Here is a 23,120-nt window from a genome sequence, read left to right as displayed (position 1 = left end):
CGCTCTTGATCAAAAAGTGGGGACAGGCAGCAGAGGATGCTAACCTGTCCCCGATGATTAATAGAGAGATAGGCATTAAAGGATACCGTATGATCGGTGTCGAATCGATAAGTTCTCAGCGAAGTGAGGTGCATGTGTCTCCGAAGGAGGCACCGGAGCGTTGCCCTTGCTGTGGAGGCGATCGCCTCCACAGCAAGGGCCGGTATAAGCGGCGGGCCAGTCATCTGGATTTGATGAGCAGTCGCTGCGACTTGGTGGTGCATACCCGGCGCTGGCAGTGTCTGGATTGTCGCCGGAGTTTCGTTCCCGCTCCTCCGGGGATCCGCCCGTGGCGCCGGTCGACCGAGAAGCTTCGCCATAAGCTCTACCGGAACCACGAGGACGGAATAGACCTCAAAACGCTTTCCAGCCGCTCTCCGGTCAGTGCGGCTACGGCCGGGAGGATCTTCCGCCAGTGGACCGAGCGACTCGCCAATGAGCGCAGCGATCTGCACTGCCCGAGGTTCCTGGGCATCGACCAGCATGGCCTCCCCCTGTCGCTGAACAAAATCAGCCATGATCCGCGAAGCCTGACCATATCGACCGGCATCCTCGTCCCAGAGTGCGCGCGCTTCTTCACAGTAAGAGTTTACCGCAAAATCAGCGGGTGATACGGTAACCGTTTTACCCCGGATAAAGTCCTTAGGGGTCCCATTCTCCACATAGTCGGCAATCTCCTCCAAATAGGTTTGGAGGGTCATTGGATGGGCGTAATCCAGCATCTCCCACGTCCGGGTGCCATCCTGATTTTTCTCGAAAATATCTGGACGATTTTTAACGTAGTCCTCGTTCTCATGCCAAGAACGAGGTGTGTGCACCTCAAGCTGAATCGGCCAGGAAGAGCCTGCCCGAAGCGAGCGAAGAAGATCACCAAAATTCTGTCTCCCGTAATGCTTGATCGGACTGAACGGGGGCCAGTAAATTCGCTTTCGAAAAACAGGAGCGTCGCTCAAATAAACAGGGTCTATCGTAATGCTACTGCGCTCAACAATCGAACGGCCGTCCAAGTCGATCGGCCAATACCAACGCACCCCTAAAAACCGCTCCATAAACTCCGAAACTCCCCACGCCGTGCCGTTTGATACAAGCCCCTCAATCCCGTCGACCGAAAAATCATCGTGACCTACGATAAAAATCTGATTGGGAGCAGTCTTTATGGCAAAGCCCTCAATCGGCATTTCCGACCCTACGAGCCCAACCTCTCTTGCCCCAGGCCAGTTCCCAATATTAATCAACACGCCGTCGTGTGCGAGAGCCTCCTCAGGACTAATTACTTTTAACTCGGCTCCCGTTGTCAGTTGAAAGACTTTTCGCAGCTCTTCGACCATTGGCTTCAACTCTTTAGTTCCCTAAGAGCGAAGAACGATTACAGCGTCGGTTTTACCTTTTTCAACGACCTGAATGGGGGCATGCCTCGGAGCGGGATGCTCGGTAACCGGCATTAGATCCTACGCAAGAGAGGGCGAGTCATTTCCCAAGCGAAAAGCTACCCGCTGGCTGAATACCTCGACACCTATTATTAATGACGAGCTTTCGATCTACATTTGGCTATATTTTCCACCCTCACCTTCAGCCCAAACATGCAACACAAGGCCTCCCAAAATACCAGAATGACACAGACCAACCCGCCTTCGGAACCCTACATGTCTAAAAATACTCATTCGATGAAATGCTCCATTCTCTAAATATTCGAACAATTGATCGGTAATACGAGATCTCTCCCCAGTCGTTGAGATGCAAGCCGTCGCTGTTCAAAGCACTGAGCTGATTCACGACCGATAATCCGTCTACACACCGAAGATTCGGTATACCGAAACTCTCCACGACCTCACGGATCTGATCACGAATCGGCTGCACTTGACGCGTCAGGCAAACGATGGGGGTGACCACCAAACACGGCGCTGAAAAACCATTGGCCAACACGATCGACAGGAACTGCCGGATCCTCTCCCGATGATCCTCCTTTCCATTCAAATTGGCACCACAGTGGATACTGACAAAATCTCTGGGTAGACTGGCCACGTACTCCGCTACCCGCGGGTCAAACACGCCAAATCCACCGATTCCCAGATTGACCGCGTCCCAGTCCAGCTCGCGGGCAACCATGTCAGGCCAAGCCATGCGAGGAGTCGAGTAATTCGCACCCTGCGTTATTGAATCTCCATGCACCACCCAGCGCTTCCTTCTCGAAGGAGGAGGTAAAGAAAAATTCTCTTCTTCGACGTAAATCGAATGGATCGCTAGCGTACAATGAGTTGGAAAATGGAAACGGATCGTTTCGTTTTCGATCCAGCCTGGGATCTCCACTTCGAACCGATAGGTTTCTCCTATTTTGGTAAATAGAATATTTGGCAGATGCTTAAAGGGCCCTATATAGCACTCCCCAACGAACCCATATCCGTCCGAATCAACCAAATTCACTACAAACTCGGCCTTTCGAACCCCCAACGGCAACTCGCAGATCAAGGGTCTTCATAAAGAATATCTCGTGTGAGTTTCTCCCCTTATTTAAGCAAAGGCGATCGGCGCAAAACTGTCAGGTTGATGAAAAGAGAAAGCACCCTCGCCAATCGGCTGCCAACTCGCCCAATGCGGATGAGAAGTCTTGTCGCGCTTTGGAAGTAAAAAGACCTACAGACACTTCACCCGAGCAAGGAATGCGCTGTTCGTCAGATTACTTCGAGTGTCGGAACCCCATATCGGCAGTCGGAGGTGATTCTGCCCCGCGACGGTGGCCGTCGCATTCACAATAAGGTCCATGCGAAAACCGTCTGCCGCCGGTGCTATCTCCAGCCCGGAAAGTGGCATGCGTAGCGCGAAACGCCAAACTCCCTCGGCTGCGGCAGTGCTAAATATGGCTCCTTCCGGGACAGACGAGCCTCGGAGTCCGCGAAAGACCGCGACCCCATCTTCCACTGGCGGCAGGAGAACGAAATTAAAGGATCGTCTCATCTCTTTTCCGGTCTCTGGCGCCAAAAAGAGCTCGAGCGAGGAGCCATTCCACGGCTGGTGTTCGTTGAGGACCGGTTTCGGATCGGTGATTTCACCGACCAGACAGAGCTGGTCTCCACCAGAGATCGCTACCCGTGCGCGAAGAATTTGCGTTCCCGCCTGGGACCGCTCCACCGAAGTCCCATCCGCCAGCGATGAAATCCATTCGTCTTCCGATTCGGGGATGGTCCACGTTTTCAAGGCAGGGACTGGCACCGTTTCGGGGATATTCACCAAAGTGGCTCCGCTGAACAGATTTGTTTCGTCGCCGCAAGCCATCAACCAGAAGCGGCGGGCATCCGAGGGCACTACGAACGATGATCGGAGTTCTACCGTGGCTCCGGGCAGTAACTCCACAGCTAGACTTTCCCCTTCCCAACGGCGGCCGTCCGCCCCAGATCCAAGCACCTGATAGACTCCGGAGACCGGGAGTTCGGAGACATTCCGCACCCGAAGCATCGCCTCGACACGCCTCCCATTTTCCTCCTCGATCACCTTGTCCAGCTCGACCCCGGCCACCGCAACCGCAATCGGTTCGGCCTCCGGCAACGAGTAATCGGTAAAAGACACCGGCATTGATGCTTTCTGCCGCGGTCCTGCACGGTGGCCATCAAACGTCTGGAACCCCAGATCGTAGGCGGGCGAATCCTCGCGCAACGTAAAATCTCCACCCGTCGGATTGGTAAAGAGTGGATCCAATTCGAGACTTTCCAGCCATCGGCCGGCCATCTGCTCGGCCGTTAAGGTGCCGAGCGGCCACCTCACACCTTCACAGCCCGCGGCATTCCAAACCACATTGCGAGCGGTAGCATGCGTCGAGGCAGGCCGATCCGCTCCCTCGCCGAGGTTATCGCGGTCAAACCAGAGAATGTTTCGTTCAAATCGGTTAGCACAGGAAAGATCCTCACGACCCAGACCAAGCATCGCCCGGTCCATCCGTGCGAAGATGTTATTTTGGAAAGTGAGAAAGCGCCCGTAGTGAATCGACATGCCAGCAAACTGAATGTCGTGCACGCAGTTGTTTTCATAGAGAATTCCCGAACTGCCTTCATCGGGATAAAGTCCCCAACCTCCGTAGTGATGGCAGGCGATATCATGGATATGATTCCCGACGACCTTCGATCCGCTCTGCAGGCCCAGCGAATAAATACCCCCATTGTCCGACAGCCAACGCCCGTGGTTGATGTGATGAATATGGTTGTATTCGATGCGATTGTCACAACCACGACTGGAGGCCGCGTAGCCCCAGACCCAACCAAAAGAGATTCCGGTATAGGTGAAGTGGTGAATGGCGTTGTGCTGGATGCGATTCATGCCCGCATTGCCGATCCAGATACCGATCGCACTCGGATAGATGCAGCCTCCGTCATGGATGTTACAATCCGCGACGGTGGCCGCCATCCTTCGATTGCTACCCTCAAGGTTCTCCCCAACAGCGGGCTCATGAACCTCAAGCGACTCGTGTCCGATCTTAATGCCCCCTCCCCCCAAGTCGCGAATAGTGCAGGACGCGATCATATTGCGATGGCAACCGGTAAGCATCTCGACCCCGTATCCGGCACAGTGGGCGATTTCACAGCCGAAAAGCACACAGTTCTCGGCCCGATCAAAAACAACTGATCCCGGAACATCAAAAGCCGCCTGAATCGATCCGACATGATCTGGACTCCGGGTCCATTGAGTGTGGGCAAAGGCCAGATTCTCCAGTCGGATGTCGGCTACCACTTCTGACTTTGTGCTTTGAAAGCGCAAACACTCGCTCAAACGAGGCGCCACGACTTTGGTGTTCTCCACCGTCTCACCCGGCATGGGCAAGTAAGTCAAGCGACCGGTTGTCCGATCCAAATACCATTCCCCCGGCTCGGAAAGCGCCTCAAACACATTAATCAAACGGTAGCGCGCGGGCTCGCCCGACTGCTCTAACAAACTCCCCAGCGAGGGCTGCCGAAAATGGACCACGTTACGAGTCTCATCGACGGATTGGATACGATGGTGGGTATCGAACCACAATTGGTAGGCCACCAACTCAACCTCCTCCAAATTCCTAAACGCCCTAATATCGCCGGGGCGGAACTCCGCACGGGTCGGCCCCTGATTCCAGGCAAAACCTGAATTCGGCTGCCCGTCCATCCCCGCGAAAGTATGAAAACCGGTCTTCGGAAGACAGGGACGCTCACGCCGTCGTCCATTGACCCAGAGCTGCGTAAAATGCCATTGCCCCTTCGCCACCTCCGGAAGATCGAGCACCCAGGCTTCGCGCCCCGCATGCTCGCCCACGGTCCAGCCCGATAAAATTCGTCCGCCGCTAAAAACGGGCCGGGCCCCGGGAGCCGCCGACCACACCTGTCCGTTGTCCGCCGGAGTAAAGGTCAGCGGTCGATCCAGGGGGTAACGACCGTGTGCGACCGAGACCTGCGCAGCCTTCCCGGTCTCTTTACGGAGACGGCGAGCCGCTTCCTGCACCGCCGAAAGCGTGGCCATCGGCCCATCGCTCCGATCTTCGTTGGGGGCGGATCGTCGCCCCGTCCACTGATCGTTTCCGTTGGGCGACAGAAATAGGGTTTGTTTTGCTGGATTCATAGGAAAGTGATCAAACGAGAAATTGCCATATTCTTATTAGTGATCTTAACCGTAATCATAATTCAAGAAACTGATAAACAATGACTTGTGATCATTATTAATAGTGAATACGATTACGATTATGAGGTGCGATTGCATCTTGGAGCATGTTTTCTCATTCACAAGTCGGCCCTGACTCCACCCGAACGCCTCCTCTTTCGCGAACGATCCGGAGCGTTTTGATTTCCCAGGCCCGCAGATCGAAGCGAAACGACGCTCCCCGCAGGACGCCCCTGGCTTGGCAGGCCCGGCCGCTCATTTCCTGCACCCTAATCGCCACATCATTTCCCGAATCCGAAAGCCTGACTGCCAGCACCGAAACCTGTGCCGGTTCAATCTCAAGAGCGGAGTCGTTTCGTTTCAAATCACCGGGATGGGCGGAATCCAAGAGCCAGGACGGAGGAGCCTGTAGCTCACGCGCGAGCCGATCGGGATAAAGATCCCGCCAACTACACGGAGCCGCTCGGAGCCAAAATCTGCGCTCCTGCCATCCCTGATCGAGGAAAGAAACGTGGCGATCATCTTTGTAATCAAATGGAGGATACTCGGCGTAGGGAACTCCACGGGCCAAAACCATCCTCAAAACGCCGTCCTGCACATCATAGCTATAGGAGCTGTCGTTCACGAGAAGGAGCGTATGGTTCCTTCCGGAAAACTCCCCTTCGACCGCAACCCAATCCTGACAGGGCTCTTCGTTTCCGGAGGGAGGCCGAAATTCGACACCCCCGCAGACTTTCGCCGCCACCTGCGCCGGGCGCAAGCCCGTCGGAATCTCCAGTTTCAGCATCTTACGACGTTCCTGCCAATTGAATCGCAAGCGCAGCTCCACGAACGGCGTATGCGCGTAGCGAACCACATCCATCCAGATCTCCGACCAGCCGACGCGAGTGATTTCGCGAACCACCGAGAGCAACGGACCTTCTTCGATAACCATGGATTCCCGATCCACTGGCCTCTCCCCTTTTCCATCATACCGCGTCACGCCATTTCCCCAAGTGCCACTCGCATCGGGAAGCATGACCACGCCCACTGGAGCAGTCAGAAACCCCGGCACTTCCGGAAGTTCCCGTAAGGCTGGTTCCTTTCGAACAGGACGCCGATTCTCGGCGGTCTCCACTCGTTGGAACTGATCCGAAGTCACCTCCGTTTGGGTGGGTGTCGATTCGATGACTTCTCGGGATTTCATGGCAAGGCGCAATACCGTGTAGCCGAGTGGAGGCACTTCGATGACCGCTGTGAGCTTTCCCCACGGCATTCCCCACGGTCCAAAATTTGCCTCCGCCGCGAGCCACTGGATCGGAATCACCTGTCCCTCCGGAGTTTCCAGGTGGCAGATCTCGTGGCGGTCGTCCGGCACCTTAAACGTGTCGATCCCGACAATGATCGAACGCTTCCAAGGCAACGAATTCGCGACACAGAGGACACTGCCGGCTTCACCCCGCGTATCGACCCGCCTCGCCATACTTGCTAGCGACTTCAATGACCGGTCATTCACCGTATTCAGGATCGCGCCGAAACGGTAGCCGTTCTCCGCGGACACCGCCTCGACACAGGTGCCGGCCAGAATATCGTGAAACTGGCTAAACCCGAGTTGCCACCACGAAGACTTCAACGCACCCGCATCACCGGTGCCCTTCAACACATCCAGTCCTTCCGTCGTAAACAGAGCCTGTTCGGCCATTCGGTTGTGCCGTTTCACGGAACCGTCGGCAGCATAGCAACCCCGAAAAACATAGTTCAGCTCACCTCGCACGACCGGTAGATTCTGGAACGCCGCTTCGCTCTCCACACAGGCGAAATATTCCCTCAACGTCGAAAAGCGGATTTCCGGGAGCGCGGAATCCTTCTGCAAAGCCAGAATTCTTTGGATATGTTCCCGGGTAGGTCCGCCTCCGTGATTGCCGACACCGAAAAACATTAGCCCATGTTGGAACCCCGGGGCAAATCCTTCGGCTACCGATGCCCGAACGATGGATTCAATCGCCTCCACGCTCGCCCCCGGGCTCTGGGAATACTGGATCGGTATCCGCTGGGCGAGAACCCGGGACCCATCCGGAGCTTCCCACCAGAAAAGCAATGGAAACTCGACACCGTCGCCCAGCTGCGGACGCATGAAGACATAATAATCGAGACCACTCTGCTTCAGGACCTGTGGCAATGATCCGGAATGCCCGAAACTATCGACATTATAACCGATGCGGGTATGCCCATCGGAACCGAACTCACGCTCAAAAAAGCGCCTCCCGGCGTTCACTTGCTGGAACATGCTTTCCGTCGAGGGAATATTGCAATCCGGCTGTTCAACCATCGCTCCCACCACCTCCCAACGCCCCGCGTGGATCAACTCTTTGATCGAAGCAAAAAGCCGCGGGTCCATCTCCTTCACCCACTGATAAACGCAGGCCGACGAACGGGTAAACTTGAAACCCGGAGTTTCCGAAGCGCGGTCTACGGCACTCTGCAGGGTGGTCAAGGCCTCCCCCATTCCATCCCTCACCGGCCAGAGCCAGACAGGATCCAGGTGCGCCTGCGAGATCAGGTGCAAAACGGGACGAGCGGAGGTCATGGAAGTGTTAGAGGTGACTGAGTTGGAAAAGGATCAATCGAAGAGGTTTCTAGATCGTAGGCATTACATTTCCTCCGCTTACGGGGAGGTAAACGCCCGAGATAAATGAGGCGAGATCGGAAGCGAGAAACGATACCGCATTGGCGATATCGACATCTTCACCCCGTCGGCGCAGCGGAACACCCGCCTCGTAGGCTTCCTGTCGCTCTTGCCCGGCCTCGCGATATTTCTCGCTGATCATCCACCCCGGGGCCACCTGATTGACGGTAATTCCACTGGGACCCAATTCGCGAGCGAGGACCCGCATGACCCCATCCTGTCCCCTCTTGGCACTCGCGTAGGCCCCTTGGGACGGTGTGCACTGCATCGCACATTCGGTGTTGATGGCAATGATCCGCCCGTGCCCACGTTCAATCATTGCCGGAGCGAATGCTTTCGCCATCAATACATTGTGCAAGGTCGTGGAACGAAACTGGCTCTCGAAATCTGAAACGGCCTGCTCAAGAACCGAAGTCCACTCGTACTGAATCACAGCGTTATTGACGACTATGTCGGGATCCCCCAGTTCCTTGCGAACGGCATCGCGCATGGCCAATACCTCCGCCTCGACGGTGATATCGGCAGCCCAAACGAAGGCCTTTCTTCCGAGGGACTCAATTTCCTTGCGAAGAGCTTCCGCCCGAGTCCGACTCGAGTGATAATGAATGGCGACATCGGCTCCAGCCGCCGCGAGGACTCGGACAATCACCCGACCCAGCTCACCGGTGGCTCCGGTCACAATGGCGCATTTGCCGTTTAGATCGATTTTCGGTGGCAGTACGGTTTTCATTGTTCCTTTCCTTTCCATTGAATTTCCATTGCTTGTCCAATCTCCCCGCTCGCTTTCAGATGCGCCAGAACTTCATCCGCCTCGTAACCCGTTAAACGGGAAAGTGTCCCCTGTTCACCCCGCGCGATGTTTCCACAGTAGAAAGCAATCGCCCGATCAAAGGGAGATTCGGCTGGCCCCATTAGGTCGTGAACCACGCCACTACCGTGTTCCGTGTGAATCAGCCGTGAACATTTTCGTTCGGGATCGTCCCATTGTGCACTCAAAATTTCCAAGCGTCCGCGAGTCCCCGTGATCTCAATCCTCTCATCCCATCCGTCCCGAAGAAAACCGATCTCACGGAGCGGATGCGCGAGCGCTTCGAAATGGACCGTACCGTTCCCGGTTTCGAGAATCGCGGAGGCCTGAACATCATAATCAAGCCCGTCGGGAACATGCAATCTGGCATAAACCCGTGTCGGTCGTCCGAGAAGGAAAAGGACAAGATCGACCATATGGCTCCCTCCGCAGAGAAGGATGCCCCCGCCATAGTTTCGAACCACTTGAGAATGTCCACCCGGCGGAGTGTGGAAAAATCCCTCGGTGGGAATTTTTTCCCACAGGTCTCCCCACGGTTGATGGGTACGAATGTGAACGCTGATGATCCTCCCAATGTCGGGAAGCCGTTTCTTCGCCTCCGTTACCGCCGGAATGAAACGCTTCATATAGGAAGTATAGAAGATCGTTCCTTTTCGCCGCGCGCTTTCCACAATCTGCCACGCATCCTCCGGAGTTTCCGCCAACGTTTTTTCGCAGATGACGGACTTCCCCGCCTCGATGGCTGCCAGACAAATACTTTTGTGGGAGGCAGAGCCCGTCGCCACGACGATCGTATTTACCTCGGGATCGGCGAGCACCTCGCCAAGATCGCTGGTGCTGCGCGCTCCCACCGATTCCGCTCGGGCGACCGCAGCCTTATAATCCAAGTCGCAGGCCCAGAGGATCTCAGCACCCGCGCGAGACAAGCCTGTAAAATGAAAGCGCGAGATTCCACCGCACCCGATAACCGCCGCTTTGATCTTCATCACAAACAATACTACCGCAAATAGGCGCCTTCGACCATTGACGCATCGCTCCTTTTATATGGATAATTGTGACATCTTTCTCAAATATCTACGCGATGCCGCTCTCCTGTTCGTAATCTTAATCTTAATCGTAATCGATGGGGTTGGAATTGAGATTACGAGTACGATTAAGATTACGAACAGGAGCAACATTCCACCGATGCCCGCTCAACGAGATCCAGACCATATCCGTATTTTCCCCGAAACCCTGTGGAGCCGTTCAGCGGTCGGAAATCGCTCCGGCGAGTTGACTCCGCTCTACGTGGACCGATTCCGGGGACCCAGGCGTTCGACGGCCTCTGATCCGCATGACTACTGGGAGATTACCGCCGTGCTCGGAGGCGAAGGGCGTCTGGAGAGCACCGAATCCCGCCCCCTCAAGCCATGGGACGTTTGCCTTGTCCCGCCCGGACTGGCCCACCGGGAGGCGAGCGAAGGAATCATGGACACGATCTGGCTGGGGTTCCGGTCACCTCGGCTGGACAAACGTACACCGCAAGCCAAAGTTCTCGCCACGATCCATAGCCGTTCCTTGGCCGAAGAGATCGAACGTTTCTGGATCTTTTCCAAACAATCCGGTGGGGCCATCGGCCCCGAACTTGACGCTCACTGCAGCCTTCTACTTTCGCGCTTTCATCGACTCCTGCAAGACGGCACCCGCCCCGACTCCAGTCTGGTCCAACGACTGCTCCGTCATATGGAAAAGCATTTTGCCGAGCCAATCGAAGTCGGATCTCTCGCTCAAGAGTATGGCTGCAGCACCGGATACCTCTATCGCCTCTTCCGTCAAAAAACGGGATACTCGCCCCAGGCATGGCTCACCCGCTTGCGCCTGAACCACGCGATCCAGCTGCTACAACACAGCGATCTCCCTATCACTGAGATCGCCCCAACGGTCGGATATCGTGATCCCCTCTACTTCAGCCGTATATTCCGCCGCTCGACCGGCGAATCCCCTTCGGGCTACCGCCGAAATCACAGAACTCCCGGTTAACCGATCTCTTCATCATTCATTCCCCACGCCTGTAGATGCAAACCGCGGAGTCTTCGCATGCCACGACTGAAGACGCTGGAAAAGGGCATTCTGCAAAGGTAGCGAATCCAGGTTTCCGGCAATATTGTTCTCCTCGAACGGGTCCTGCTCCAAATCGTAAAATATCATCTCGTCCTCCAAGATCGAATTGGACTCCGGATCAATTTTTGCGCCGAGCATGTGGATCGACGATCTCACTCCAATCTCGCCACCGGGCGTCTCAATGAAGGCCAGATTTTGTTCCCCTTCGGATTCGGAACCCTCGAGAACCGATCGAATACTCCGTCCGTGCAGGCCCTCCGGAACACCGATCCCCGCAAGATCGAGCATCGTCGGCATGATGTCGATCAATTGCCCCAACCGTTTTCGTTCAACCCGAGGAGCATACCTATCCGGCGCCCAATAGACCAAAGGGACGCGGATCGATTCTTCAATCAACTGGCCCTTGTTGAAAAGATGATGGCTTCCCAAGTTGTCCCCGTGATCACTGCTGAAAACGAGGATTGTATCCTCAGCCAACCCCAGCCGTCGCAGCTCATCCATGAGATGGCCGAGCTGTTCGTCGGCGCAGGTGACCATTTCATAGTAATCCCGGTAGAGATCACGAAGATTATAGCCCTCCGGCGGATGGTCTGTTTCCCGCGGCTTCTCGCCGAGCACCATCGTCCGATACCAAAAATCCGGATCGAGGTAGGTCCAGAACCATTCGTCGCAGTCCGCCATAACCCCGTCGCGAAACACGTTCGGCCGAAGCGGAAGCTGGTCCTTCTCATACAACCCACGGAATTGATTCGGCAGATTGCCTTCGCCGAGCGGCATGTGTGGCTGGGAGATGTTGTAGTAGAGAAAGAACGGATTCTCGCGGGTCTGTCCGAGAAAATCCGAAAGCCTCCGCTTTTCATAATTCGGTCCGAACTCTCCTACACGAAAGGGCTCTCCCCCATTCTCCACATATTCCTGATCGTAATGACGGTGAACGATACAGGGGTAGATCGCACTATCGAATCCACACAGCAAAGGCTCCGGTCCCATATGCCACTTCCCGATCAAAGCCGTTTCGTAATTCGCCTCGCGAAAACGCTCGGCAATCGTTGGTTGCGGAAACCATGTGCGACTTTTCTCCGGCCACAGTTCGTTCGTATTGCAGGAGATCGGGCTACATGTCCGGTAATGCTGCCCCGAAATGACTTCCGACCGCGCAGGCGTGCACACGGGAAAATTGCTGACCGCTGTCTCGAAACGAATCCCCTCCTCCGCCAACCGATCCAAATGCGGCGTTTGAATGGCCTGATTTCCGTAACAACCCGCTTCAAACGCCCGCCACTGATCAGACAGGCACACGATAACATTTGGATGGCGTTTCATTTTTTTCTCTTCTCCCTCAATGGTTTGAGGCTGACGTTGAGATTAGGACGCGCAGGATCCCGCAGGCGGCTCGCGATCAAATCCGCGCAAGTCCTCGCCAGGTTTCGCCAGGATTGCAGCAGCCGATGACGCGATTCGCCATGTCCAAAAGCTAATACGGGCAGATCCGACGGCAGGCGGATCCCCTCACGGGAGCAGACCACTCGAAACTCTTCCTGGTAGTCATACTGCAGGAGGATGGCACCGGGTTGCCAACTCCGAGTCTTCGCAAAGAGAGCCGCCAACGATCCGGGCCGCTCTACATCCCAGCGAAAGATGTGATCGAGCGGACGCCTGACATCCGCCTGGACCAGCCCGCTCAGGAAACCGGCTACCGCCTCCTTCTGCGTCAAGGTGGCCACATCGGATCGGTCGATCCAGACCGGATGCCGAACTCCGGATTCCCCGAGTTGTTGCACGAGCATCCGAGTACTGTCCCAAGTACCCCAATGAACGAAATCGAAACGATGCCCGCCAGTCACCTCCAGCCCGAGGGGGTCCGTCACCAAAATCATCGGCATTCTTGCGGGCAGGCGTCGACGCGCTCGGGTGCAAGCTCGCACGCCCTCCGGGTGGCTTGTACAGACCCACACCACGATGGCGGCCTTTGCGACCTCCTCCGGGTCGAAACCTTCCTCAAGGGCTTCGCCCCGCAGTCCGGTCTCCGTCAGAACCACCCGCAAGCCCTGCCGGGCGAGACGCTCGGTCAGGCTGCGGAAAAAAGCGGCAAAACGTGGCATATGTACAAAATAGCCGAATACCTGCGCTACCGGGCCTTCTTGCCCCAGCGAATAGCTTCCCGACCCTCGGCGCGACACAGCCACGCCACGTCGCTGCAACTCTTTCACCGCACTATGGGCGGTATTGATGGATACCTTTTCACTGCGCGCAATCGCCTGCACCGATGGCAGGCGCCTACCTGCCTCTTCCGAAACGAATCGGGCCGCCAGTTTGTCTGCAATTCGCAAAAAGTGAGGAATGCCCGTGTTTCGTGCCATGACAGGAATGGATGCCGTATGACCAGAATAGGCTCTTTCGGAAAGCACAAGAGAAAAACAGAGAAAGTATCTCAATTCATTTTCCTAAAATCTATGCATCATAGCTCATTGAAATGTATTTAATGATTCCGCCGATCCATTAGGCAGCACGACGGATACGAAATCGCTATCGAAATCGAAATCGGGCTTCAACACCTTTATCTATTTCGACCTCGATTCATTATCGCCTATTTGATCCCCCGAATGATAGCCCCGATTCTATGAGAGTTATCTGGAAAATCGAGATCTCGATTTAATTAATATAATTAAAATAGATGCTAACATATATTTCTTGTTTCTCCAATGCAGGGGTTCTTCGATAGCATCATGAAACTACAACCCTCCAATCGTCCTTTGATAGAAATCTCCCGCCGCGCACTGCTTCCCGTTGCCTGTATTCTCCTAAGCGCCAGTTTCTCACAGGCTCAAACCATCCTCATCGACTTTGGGCTAGACGGGTACCCTATTGCTCCGCAGGCGTAGAAGAGACGTCTGAGGCTTCGACTCACGACCGTTCCGCCACCGATATCATGCGCGAAAGAAACCCACGGAACGTCCTCCTGATCTGCGTGGACCAAATGCGGGCGGAGCATTTGGGGTGCGTCGGACATCCGAATGTTCGAACGCCCAACCTGGATCGTCTCGCAGCACGAGGCATCCGATTCTCGAACTCGTACTGCAACAACCCTATCTGTATGCCGGCGCGCACGACGATGTTCACCGGCTTGATGCAGCGCGACCATGGGGTTCGGATCAACGGACAACAGGCGCATCCCGGACTTCACTATCTGCCCCAGATCTTCAAAGACGCCGGCTACCGAACCCATGCGGCCGGCAAACTTCACCTAACCCCCTACGTTCCCAAACTCGACCAGCCGGATCCGCAACGTTTTCCGGAAGACCTCGAAGCTTGGAACCGGGGGAATTTTTCCGAGTTCACGACGCCCTATTTCGGTTTTGATACCGTCGATTTTGTCGGCGGCCATACCAGTTTCGTATTCGGAGAATACATCCACTGGCTCAAATCAAAGGGTGGCGACCCGGAAATGCTCAAGCCCAACAATGCACGAAAACCAGCCTGTGCGGCGGCAAACTGCTACCGCATGGCATTGCCCGCCGAGCTCCACTACAACCGCTACATCACGGACTCGACCATCCGTCACATTGATTCTTGTGCGGCCGAGAACGCCTCGTTTTTCACCTTTTGCTCGATTCCTGATCCCCATTTTCCGGTGGCTCCTCCGGCGCCGTACGACACGTTGTACAATCCGGACGACGTAAAGCTACCGCCACCCTCCGAAACGGAACGGCTGCCGCCGATTTACCAACAGGTGCACGAGGGTAAAATCCATCCGAGCGGAACCGATAACTCCGGGCTCACGGAAGCGAAACGCCGGGAAATGCTGGCACTGACATTCGGGATGATTACCCACCTGGACACGGAAATCGGGCGCGTTCTCGATACTCTGGACCGGCACGGACTTTGGGAAAACACGGTGGTGGCCTTCGTATCCGACCACGGCGACATGATGGGCGACCAGGGGCTGCTCTGGAAAGCCTTCTACACCTTCGATGGCTGTATCCGCATTCCCACGATCGTAGCGGCACCGGAAACACCCGGCGGACTCGTAAGCGATTCCCTTATCTGTCAAATGGACTTGCTGCCGACCCTTTTGGATTTCGCGGACCTGCCTCTACCGGGCAGCGAATGGCGCGAGAAGCCTACCCCCTTCGAACGGGGCAGCGTCCAACCGCTAAACCTTCTCGGGGGAAGGAGCTGGCGGTCCTTGCTCAGCGATCCGGAAAAAACGATTCGCGACTCGGTGGTGATTGAGAATGACGAGCCCAGCACCGGCCTACGACCGCGCTGCCTCGTGACACCCGAATTTCGTCTGACCGTCTACGCAGGCCAATCCTGGGGAGAAATGTTTGATCGGGTAAAGGACCCCTTCGAGCGCCGTAACCTTTGGGATGACCCCAAATTTCAATCCACCAAGGCTGCCCTGCTGCAGAAGCTTATGGATGCCTACACACAGGAGACCCCCTGGCTCCCGATTCCGCCTTGGAATTCCTGAAGCGACTGTAATCATGACCAAATGAATATTTTGTTGCTGATTGCGGACCAACTCTCCGCCCTCGCGCTTGCTCCCTACGGAAACGGGTTTACCAGAACGCCCAACATGGACCGGCTTCTCCAGCGCGGCACCAGGATCCGAAACTGCTACAGCCCATGTCCTCTCTGCGCACCTGCGCGAGCCGCATTTTGGACGGGCCTACATCCCCATGAGACCGGCTTGCTCTCGAATGGTCGCGCCTTCCCCTGCCCCGACGTAGACCCCCACCTACCCACCATCGGGTCGATCTTCCTCAACGCCGACTACAAAACGGTCCACTTCGGGAAACGGCATGACAATGGGGCGCTTCGCGGGTTCGACTGCGCTCAAGTGGAAGAACTTCCCGTTGACGCCGAATGCGGGGCGTGGCCGGTCGACTACGACACACGCCGGGACCGCTATACGGTGGAAAGGGCCTGCGGATTTCTAACCGAACCACGCGATCCGGAGAATTCACCCTATCTCTACGCTGTGGACCTGAATAATCCCCACAACATCTGCAACTGGATCGGTCATAACCGAGGCGAGCATGAGGATCGGCCCGTGCCCGGTCCCCTCCCCGACCTTCCGGACAATTTCGATGATCGTGACCTGGAGTCCCGTCCACCATCGGTCCAGTATATTTGTTGCGCCCATAACAGAAGCGCACAGACGGAAGGATGGACCGATACGAATTTCCGCCATTACCTGGCCGCCTATCACCACTATGTTGAAAGACTCGACAAGGAGATCGGAAGGCTCCTTGACGCCGTCGAGAGTCGCGGAGATTTTGCTGATACCCTAATCATCCTTACGGCAGATCATAGTGACGCCATGACGGCTCACCGACAGGTCACCAAGCACACCAGTTTCTACGAGGAGACCACCCGGGTCCCATTTATTGCCACAGGACCCGGCATTGAAACGACCGGAACCTTGATCGACACGCCGCTGGCTTCCCTTCTTGACCTCATGCCGACGCTATGCGAGCTCACCCAACTGCCAATTCCCGACGGTCTCAGAGGACGATCACTGGCCCCATGGCTGACCGGCAGGGAGCAAACGGGCACCCCCAAGACTACGTGGTTACCCAGTTGCATACCGAATGGGGTTTTACCGTGGAGCCCGGACGCATGCTCCGCACCGAAAACTGTAAATATATCCACTACATCGAAGGCGATCGTGAGGAATTCTACGACCTTCGCCGAGATCCGGGAGAAACCCAAAACCTTATCCATGATGCCGGCGCCGCCCCTGAACTGAATCGGCACCGAAACCTTTTAAAGAAATACACCTCAAACACTGAGGACCCCTATTGGTCTCTCTCCACCGATATCGACCCACGCTGGCGAAAACATCCACCGGGCAGTCAAAACCACCACGGCCCAAGCGCTCTCATGCTTTCCGAATGAAATTCCGATCTTGAAACCGAATCCCGCCAATGAAACAACCAAACGTCCTCATTTTTTTCACCGATCAACAACGTTGGGATACCCTTGGAATCCACGGCAACCCTACCGGCTTGACTCCCAATCTCGATGCGTATGCGCAGCGGGGTACGTTCTGCGCTGAGGCCGTCACCTGCCAACCGGTCTGTGGACCCGCCCGCAGCTGTCTTCAAACCGGCCAGTATGCCTCCCAGACCGGCGTCTGGCAAAACAGCCTGCCCCTCCGAGATGATGCCATCACCTTGGCTCAATGTTTCCGCGATGCTGGCTACGCCACCAGCTACATCGGCAAGTGGCATCTGGGAGGCCCCGAGTGCCCTCCGGGGCCTGTGCCACCGGCTCGCCGCGGTGGCTACGAACGCTGGCTTGCCGCAGAGACTTTGGAACTCGTAAGCGGACCTTACTCCACCACGCTCTGGAACGAGCAGGACAAAGCGATCCGCCTACCCGGCTACCGGGTCGACGCTATGACCGACGAAGCGATTCGGCAGCTGAATCACGCCGCTCAGAATGACGAACGACCGCAGTTCCTCTGTCTTTCCTTCCTTGAGCCACACCACCAAAACACAAATGACAGCTACCCCGCACCACACTTCACGGAGACGCTATTCCGCGGCAGCTGGATGCCGCCGGATCTTCAGACGCTAGGCGGCAGCAGTCATGCCCAATGGACCGGCTACTGCGGGATGGTCAAGCGTCTGGACGAAGCCTTCGGACGCCTCATGGAAGCGGTTCACTCGTTCGACTCCACCCGCGAGACCATCGTGTGTTACCTCAGCGACCATGGCTGTCATTTCAAAACACGGAACGACGATTACAAACGCACCTGCCATGAATCTTCGGTTCGCATACCGCTCGTATTCAGCGGCGGCCCATTCGAAGGAGGCGGACGGCTCGATCAGGCCACCAGCCTGGTAGACGTTCCCGCGACCTTGCTGGACGCCGCCGACATCAAAGTGCCCTCAACCATGAGCGGGCGCAGTATCCTGCCCCTAACCCGAAAAACCTCCGGAGACTGGCCGGACGAAGCCTTCATCCAATTTGGCGATAAGAATGTGCGTACCGGACGGGCTCTGCGAAGTAAACGATGGAAATACGCGATCAGCATCCCCGACGGAGCCGAGACCAGTGCCTCGGCCGAAGTTTACGTGGAAAGCCACCTCTATGACCTGAACGCCGACCCCTATGAATTAACCAATCTCATCGGTTTTCCAGCCTACAAAGAAATCCGGAGCCGATTCCGTGAACGAATTCTCAAACGCATGCAGTCAATCGGCGAACTCATTTGCACAATCACAGTCGCTGAGGGCTCCAAGTATCCCCTACCGAATAACCACAGCCAACGTACGGTAGAATATCCAGACTCCTGCAGGAACCACCTCCATTCCTGAAACCGAATACCTCCTAGAAAGAAAAGCACTAGAGAAGATCGTTCCTGCCATCCTCCGCCGACTCGGGCGCAAGGTAGATATCTTCGTTCGCGAGGACAGTGGATTCGGCTAGGTTAAGATTATGTAATGGTGCGAGTCCAACGGGCTGTTGTTCTGCCTTGGCTAGCCCATAACAAAAGATTGGAAGCGAAGCTCGCACCGACCCTTGCGGCCCTCTAGAGCACTTTCGTTTTAGTCTGTCGCATACATGGCGTGACGAAAGAATCAGGAGCAGTGCGCCTTTGGAAGGATCCGGTGGCATCGGCGACCGCAGCAAAGAGCTCGTCGAAAGAACGTGCGCACTGTTTTCGGATGAGAGCCTTGAGTTTGGAGAAAGCCATCTCGATGGGGTTGAGGTCGGGACTGTAGGGTGGAAGATAGAGCAGAGAGGCTCCGACCTGCTCGAGTGCCTGAGCCACGCCGCTGACTTTATGGCTGCTGAGGTTGTCGCAGATGACCAGATCGCCGGTTCTCAGGGTGGGTGCGAGGATCTGGCTTACATAGACCAGGAAGGCTTGGCCGTTCATGGGCCCGTCCAGCAGCCACGGGGCATCGAGGCGATCATGGCGCAAAGCGGCAATGAAGGTGTTGGTGTGCCAGTACCCGTGGGGACGCCTGTCCAGGCAGCGTTCGGACCTCGGGGCTCGGCGGTAAAGGCGTGTCATCTGGGTGTTCAGCCCGGTCTCGTCGATGAAGACCAGGCGCCGGTGATCCCAATTCGGCTGCCACTGCTTCCACCGACTCCGGGCCAGAGCCACATCAGGTCTGTTTTGCTCGCTTGCGAGCAGAGTTTTTTTTAAAGCTCAAACCGAGCTTGTCCAATCGCTGCCACAGGGCGTTGATGCCGATCTTCACCTCCAACTCTTGGGCGCACCGCGCCCGCAGCTCTTCCAGGGTGAGGTCTGGAGACTGTTTGATCCACTGGCGAAGCCATAAAAGGTTGATCCGGGCGCTCCTTCCGGTGTTCCACAATGTAGCGGATGGCGGCGTCGGTCATCACATCGGGTCGATAACCGAAGAGTTCGACCAGTTCGCTTTCGTTATTGTAGAGAGTGGTCTGATACGGCGTGGAGGTGAACTCGAGTATGTTGGAAGCCAGCCAATCCCGATAACCACCTCGGTCTTCAGGTTCAACTGGGCCGATAGGGCCGGCGGCAAGATGCCATTTCCCGAAGTAGGCGGTACGATATCCCGCATCGTTGAAGCAGGTGGCAAGCGTTGGACGGTCTTTGGGAAGTGGATAGTTGTTGTCGACCGCACCATTGGTGGTGGCGTACTGCCCGGTCTGCAGGCAGGCGCGAGCCGGACCACAGACCGGCTGGCAGGTGAAGCTCTGAGCCACATGCGTATGAGCCCGGGCAAACCGGTCGAAGGTCGGCATCAGGTTGAGCGGATTCCCATGGAGTCCGCTCGAATCCCAGCGCTGCTGATCGGTGAAAAATATGACGACGTTGGGTCGCTTTCTTGTCTTCATTGACTGTTATGAATTCAGAGTAAATTACCGGAACACAGCATTGCAGAGATGATTGGAAAAATAGAGAATAAATTACACGAAAATTGTTTTCCGGAATCGAAGACCCTCGCTAACCCATGAAACCAGAAGATCCACGCAATCAACCGAACCTGATGCTCATCATGACTGACCAGCATTTTGGCGACATGCTGAGCTGTCTCGGGCGAACTCCCGGTTTGCACACTCCAAATCTCGACCGACTTCTGGCTCGCGGCTGCGCATTTGATCGTGCCTATGCCACCCAGCCGCTTTGCGTTCCTTCAAGAAACAGCATCATCACCGGACGATATCCGCACGAAATCAACGTCACGTATAATCTTCATGGTCATCCCGGTTTCCTCAAGGAGCCCATGATGGGGACATACCTCTCTGACGCCGGCTACGATTGCGGGTATGTGGGGAAGTGGCATCTTGCCGTTCCCGTCGAGGACAAAGCCTCCCATGGTTTCCCTTTCGTACGCCTTGCAGAAGAAGGTGGAATTGACGCGAGAATCCCGAAAACCTGCGGGGAGTTCCTCGATCGACCAAGAGACCGTCCCTTCTTTCTTTTCGCCTCATGGCTGAATCCGCATGACATCTGTGAGTTTGCACGAATCGCCGGCGGCATTCCGGATCGGCTCCCGAATGGTGATATCCCTCCCGTGCCCGAGGATCCCGCCCAGCTCCCGCCACTTCCGCAAAACCATGGCCAAACGCCGGAAGATTCTTCGGTGCTGGCAAGGGTTCAGTCGTTGTATCCTAGAATTCATCCGACAGCGGGTTACAATGAACTAAATTGGCGGCAGTATCTTTGGGCCTACCATCGACTGGTGGAAAAGGTGGATGCTCAGATCGGAGAGCTGTTGCATGAGTTGGAAATCAGGCAACTGATCGAAAAAACGGTGATCCTCTTCACCAGTGATCACGGGGATGGCTGCGGTGCCCACGGATGGAATCAGAAGCAAACATTCTATGAGGAATGCGCCCGTGTGCCTTTGATTATGACCGGGCCGGGAATCCCTTCCGGTGGACGTCTGGACAAGGAGTGTCCGGTAAGCATCGGTCTTGATCTATTACCGACCCTGCTGGACTATGCCGGCGTCCCACCTCCTCCGGCATTGCCCGGCCGGAGTCTTAAAAACTTGGCGGAGGGAGGCGAAGAGGACGAATGGCCGGATCATATTATTTTGCAAACCGAGTTTGGGGGATTCGGGGAAAACCAGCGCTCATCTATTCGCGGCCGCTGCGTGGTAGACAGAAGCTACAAATATATGTGCTACGTTGATCGGTCGATGGACCTGATCGAGGAGCAGCTGTTTCATCTGCCGTCTGATCCCGGAGAAATGAAAAACCTCGTCCACCAGCCGGGACACGAGAAGATCCTCGAACGGATGCGGAACAAACTGCAGGAGTATGTCCGGCGAACGAAAGATCCATTTCAACCGGTCCCTTCTACCGCTCAATAGACCTGCCGTCCGGAAACGGGAACCGGGCCTTCACTCTTCCATGGATCACGCCAGATTTGCTGCGGCTCGCTTTGAGTCTCATGGTAGTGGGTCAGTCCGGCTCGTTCGAGATAGGCCTCTCCCGGTAGAAACTCATCGCCGCGGGCGGCCAGCATCTGCTGTAATTTGTTTTCGAGCTTCGCCTGCAAGTCCGCATGGTCAGGCCGATCGATCAGGTTGTCTTTCTGATAGGGATCGGCTTCGTTGTCATACAACAGCCACGGCCCGTGGAGATTCCGGACATAGGTATGGCGGCGGGAGCGAACGCCGCGATAAACGCTCATCGCATTGAACCGCAATTCGGTGAATCCGGCTGCAATGGACAGGAGTGCGGCATCCTCCGGATCCACTGCACGGGTGCCCCGGATCTCAGGGGACCAGTCACGTCCCTCGACACTTTCCGGCACCGGTAAATCGCACAAGTGGAGGAGCGTCGGCATGATATCCGGCGCATCGATAAGAATCGGCAATTCGCTGCCACCCCTGCCGGTCACCGGCGGATAGCGCAGGAGAAATGGCACCCGAATGCTTTCATCCCACGGAAATTGCTTGGTCTTCAGCCCCTGACATTGCCGCATTTCGCCGTGGTCGCTGGTGACGATAACCATCGTCTCTTCTTCGAGACCCAAGTCGCGCAGTCCGTCTAAGACAATTTCCAACGCGTGATCCAGGGCTGCGATATGAGCATAATAGCCCCGCAATTCCCGGATCGCCCTCTCCTGCCGGTCCTCCGGCACATTCTCGCGCAACACGATTTCGCGGTTTTCGTAGCGTTTCAGATACTCCTCCGGCGCATTATCCAGCGGGAAGTGAGGCGGTCCCCAGGAAAGCATGAGTAGGAATGGATCGGTGGCCTGGCTCCGCTCGCGCAGATGATCGACAGCAGCCCGACTTTGGGCAAAAGCATCGTAGTCACCCCAGGGATGAAACGTGGGATCGTCGTTGTGATAATAGCCGGAATTCAAGTGGTCGTGGCTGCACTCAAAGCCTTTCCAGTCGTCGAAGCCCATCTGAAAATCCCGCGGCACCGGATCATTCCGCCGCTGATAATGGCCTTCAGGGCTTCCGTAAACATGCCATTTTCCGATGTAAGCCGTGTGATAGCCTCCGTCTTTGAAAGCACGGGCGATGCTGTGGCAGTTCGGGTCCAGTTCGACGTCGTTGATGAAAACACCGTGGGTCAACGGATACTGCCCGGTGAGCAGGCTGGCACGATAGGGGCAGCAAACCGGATACCCGCTAACCGCATGTGTCAGATTCATACTCTGCGCGGCGAACGCATCGAGCACAGGAGTTTCGCAGTTGGGATCACCATTGTAACCCGTCGCCTGGGCGCGCCATTCATCGGCGAAAATGTAGACGATATTAGGGCGTTTCATAGAGAAATCTGCTGGAGTAAAATACAAAGAAATGCTACAGACAAGGAAAATAGAAAAATCGGGAACAACTCTTTGAGTACATATGCTTTCATCGCAGATTCTGGCCCGTTGAAATTCATAGCGGACACAATCTCTTGAACAGGATCCCAACT

16 protein-coding genes are annotated in these 23,120 nt (G+C 55.8%); 6 read left to right on the top strand and 10 right to left on the bottom strand.

Features of this window, described 5'->3' with window-relative positions; all coding sequences use genetic code 11:
* The first annotated feature begins 53 nt into the window (after window positions 1-53).
* Window positions 54-650, top strand: coding sequence for a transposase family protein (locus H5P30_RS22750; protein WP_185693891.1), 597 nt, complete (start codon window positions 54-56; stop codon window positions 648-650).
* A 1,036-nt stretch (window positions 651-1,686) separates the two neighbouring features.
* On the opposite strand, the gene H5P30_RS22295 is transcribed toward H5P30_RS22750, so the two are convergent.
* From H5P30_RS22295 to H5P30_RS15845, 5 genes are all read right to left on the bottom strand, one after another.
* Window positions 1,687-2,208, bottom strand: a complete 522-nt coding sequence (locus tag H5P30_RS22295) for a GDSL-type esterase/lipase family protein (protein WP_185693890.1) — start codon at window positions 2,206-2,208, stop codon at window positions 1,687-1,689.
* Between the two features lie 462 nt (window positions 2,209-2,670).
* Window positions 2,671-5,610 (bottom strand): right-handed parallel beta-helix repeat-containing protein, encoded by a 2,940-nt coding sequence (locus H5P30_RS15860; RefSeq protein WP_185693889.1) that lies wholly within the window; start codon window positions 5,608-5,610, stop codon window positions 2,671-2,673.
* Between the two features lie 154 nt (window positions 5,611-5,764).
* Window positions 5,765-8,215 (bottom strand): glycoside hydrolase family 38 N-terminal domain-containing protein, encoded by a 2,451-nt coding sequence (locus tag H5P30_RS15855; protein WP_185693888.1) that lies wholly within the window; start codon window positions 8,213-8,215, stop codon window positions 5,765-5,767.
* A 49-nt stretch (window positions 8,216-8,264) separates the two neighbouring features.
* On the bottom strand, window positions 8,265-9,044 hold the full coding sequence (locus tag H5P30_RS15850; RefSeq protein WP_185693887.1) for an SDR family NAD(P)-dependent oxidoreductase: 780 nt from the start codon (window positions 9,042-9,044) through the stop codon (window positions 8,265-8,267).
* The gene (locus H5P30_RS15845) at window positions 9,041-10,108 is read right to left on the bottom strand and encodes a Gfo/Idh/MocA family protein (protein WP_185693886.1); all 1,068 of its coding nucleotides are present in this window, start codon (window positions 10,106-10,108) and stop codon (window positions 9,041-9,043) included. Before H5P30_RS15845 ends, H5P30_RS15850 begins: the two co-directional genes overlap by 4 nt.
* A gap of 199 nt (window positions 10,109-10,307) precedes the next feature.
* On the opposite strand from H5P30_RS15845, the gene H5P30_RS15840 reads away from it, so the two are divergent.
* The gene (locus H5P30_RS15840) at window positions 10,308-11,141 is read left to right on the top strand and encodes a helix-turn-helix domain-containing protein (RefSeq protein WP_185693885.1); all 834 of its coding nucleotides are present in this window, start codon (window positions 10,308-10,310) and stop codon (window positions 11,139-11,141) included.
* 12 nt (window positions 11,142-11,153) lie between these two features.
* Here H5P30_RS15840 and H5P30_RS15835 read toward each other — a convergent pair whose 3' ends face one another.
* Both H5P30_RS15835 and H5P30_RS15830 read right to left on the bottom strand, forming a co-directional pair.
* Window positions 11,154-12,545 carry a sulfatase-like hydrolase/transferase gene (locus H5P30_RS15835; protein ID WP_185693884.1) on the bottom strand — a complete coding sequence of 464 codons (1,392 nt, stop codon included), beginning with the start codon at window positions 12,543-12,545 and terminating at the stop codon, window positions 11,154-11,156.
* On the bottom strand, window positions 12,542-13,582 hold the full coding sequence (locus H5P30_RS15830; protein WP_185693883.1) for a GntR family transcriptional regulator: 1,041 nt from the start codon (window positions 13,580-13,582) through the stop codon (window positions 12,542-12,544). Before H5P30_RS15830 ends, H5P30_RS15835 begins: the two co-directional genes overlap by 4 nt.
* Before the next feature lie 569 nt (window positions 13,583-14,151).
* Here H5P30_RS15830 and H5P30_RS15825 point away from each other — a divergent pair.
* The 3 genes from H5P30_RS15825 (at window position 14,152) to H5P30_RS15815 (ending at window position 18,553) form a co-directional block, all read left to right on the top strand.
* Complete coding sequence (locus tag H5P30_RS15825) at window positions 14,152-15,696, top strand: sulfatase family protein (RefSeq protein ID WP_185693882.1); 1,545 nt, start codon at window positions 14,152-14,154, stop codon at window positions 15,694-15,696.
* Between the two features lie 21 nt (window positions 15,697-15,717).
* On the top strand, window positions 15,718-16,977 hold the full coding sequence (locus tag H5P30_RS15820) for a sulfatase family protein (RefSeq protein ID WP_185693881.1): 1,260 nt from the start codon (window positions 15,718-15,720) through the stop codon (window positions 16,975-16,977).
* A gap of 178 nt (window positions 16,978-17,155) precedes the next feature.
* On the top strand, window positions 17,156-18,553 hold the full coding sequence (locus H5P30_RS15815; RefSeq protein WP_185693880.1) for a sulfatase-like hydrolase/transferase: 1,398 nt from the start codon (window positions 17,156-17,158) through the stop codon (window positions 18,551-18,553).
* A 215-nt stretch (window positions 18,554-18,768) separates the two neighbouring features.
* On the opposite strand, the gene H5P30_RS15810 is transcribed toward H5P30_RS15815, so the two are convergent.
* Window positions 18,769-19,350, bottom strand: a complete 582-nt coding sequence (locus tag H5P30_RS15810) for an IS630 family transposase (protein WP_185693879.1) — start codon at window positions 19,348-19,350, stop codon at window positions 18,769-18,771.
* A gap of 38 nt (window positions 19,351-19,388) precedes the next feature.
* Window positions 19,389-20,066: a sulfatase-like hydrolase/transferase gene (locus tag H5P30_RS15805; RefSeq protein WP_221774387.1), complete on the bottom strand. Its 678-nt coding sequence runs from the start codon at window positions 20,064-20,066 to the stop codon at window positions 19,389-19,391.
* Window positions 20,067-20,182: 116 nt separating this feature from the next.
* Here H5P30_RS15805 and H5P30_RS15800 point away from each other — a divergent pair, with 116 nt between their 5' ends.
* Window positions 20,183-21,550 carry a sulfatase family protein gene (locus H5P30_RS15800; protein ID WP_185693878.1) on the top strand — a complete coding sequence of 456 codons (1,368 nt, stop codon included), beginning with the start codon at window positions 20,183-20,185 and terminating at the stop codon, window positions 21,548-21,550.
* On the opposite strand, the gene H5P30_RS15795 is transcribed toward H5P30_RS15800, so the two are convergent.
* Entirely contained in the window at window positions 21,544-22,968 is a 1,425-nt protein-coding gene (locus tag H5P30_RS15795; protein WP_185693877.1) for a sulfatase family protein, read from the bottom strand. The genes H5P30_RS15800 and H5P30_RS15795 overlap by 7 nt on opposite strands.
* Window positions 22,969-23,120 lie beyond the last annotated feature (152 nt).

The organism is Puniceicoccus vermicola (genome assembly GCF_014230055.1).
Taxonomy (GTDB): Bacteria; Verrucomicrobiota; Verrucomicrobiia; order Opitutales; family Puniceicoccaceae; genus Puniceicoccus; species Puniceicoccus vermicola.
This window is presented reverse-complemented; position numbering and strand designations above follow the sequence as displayed.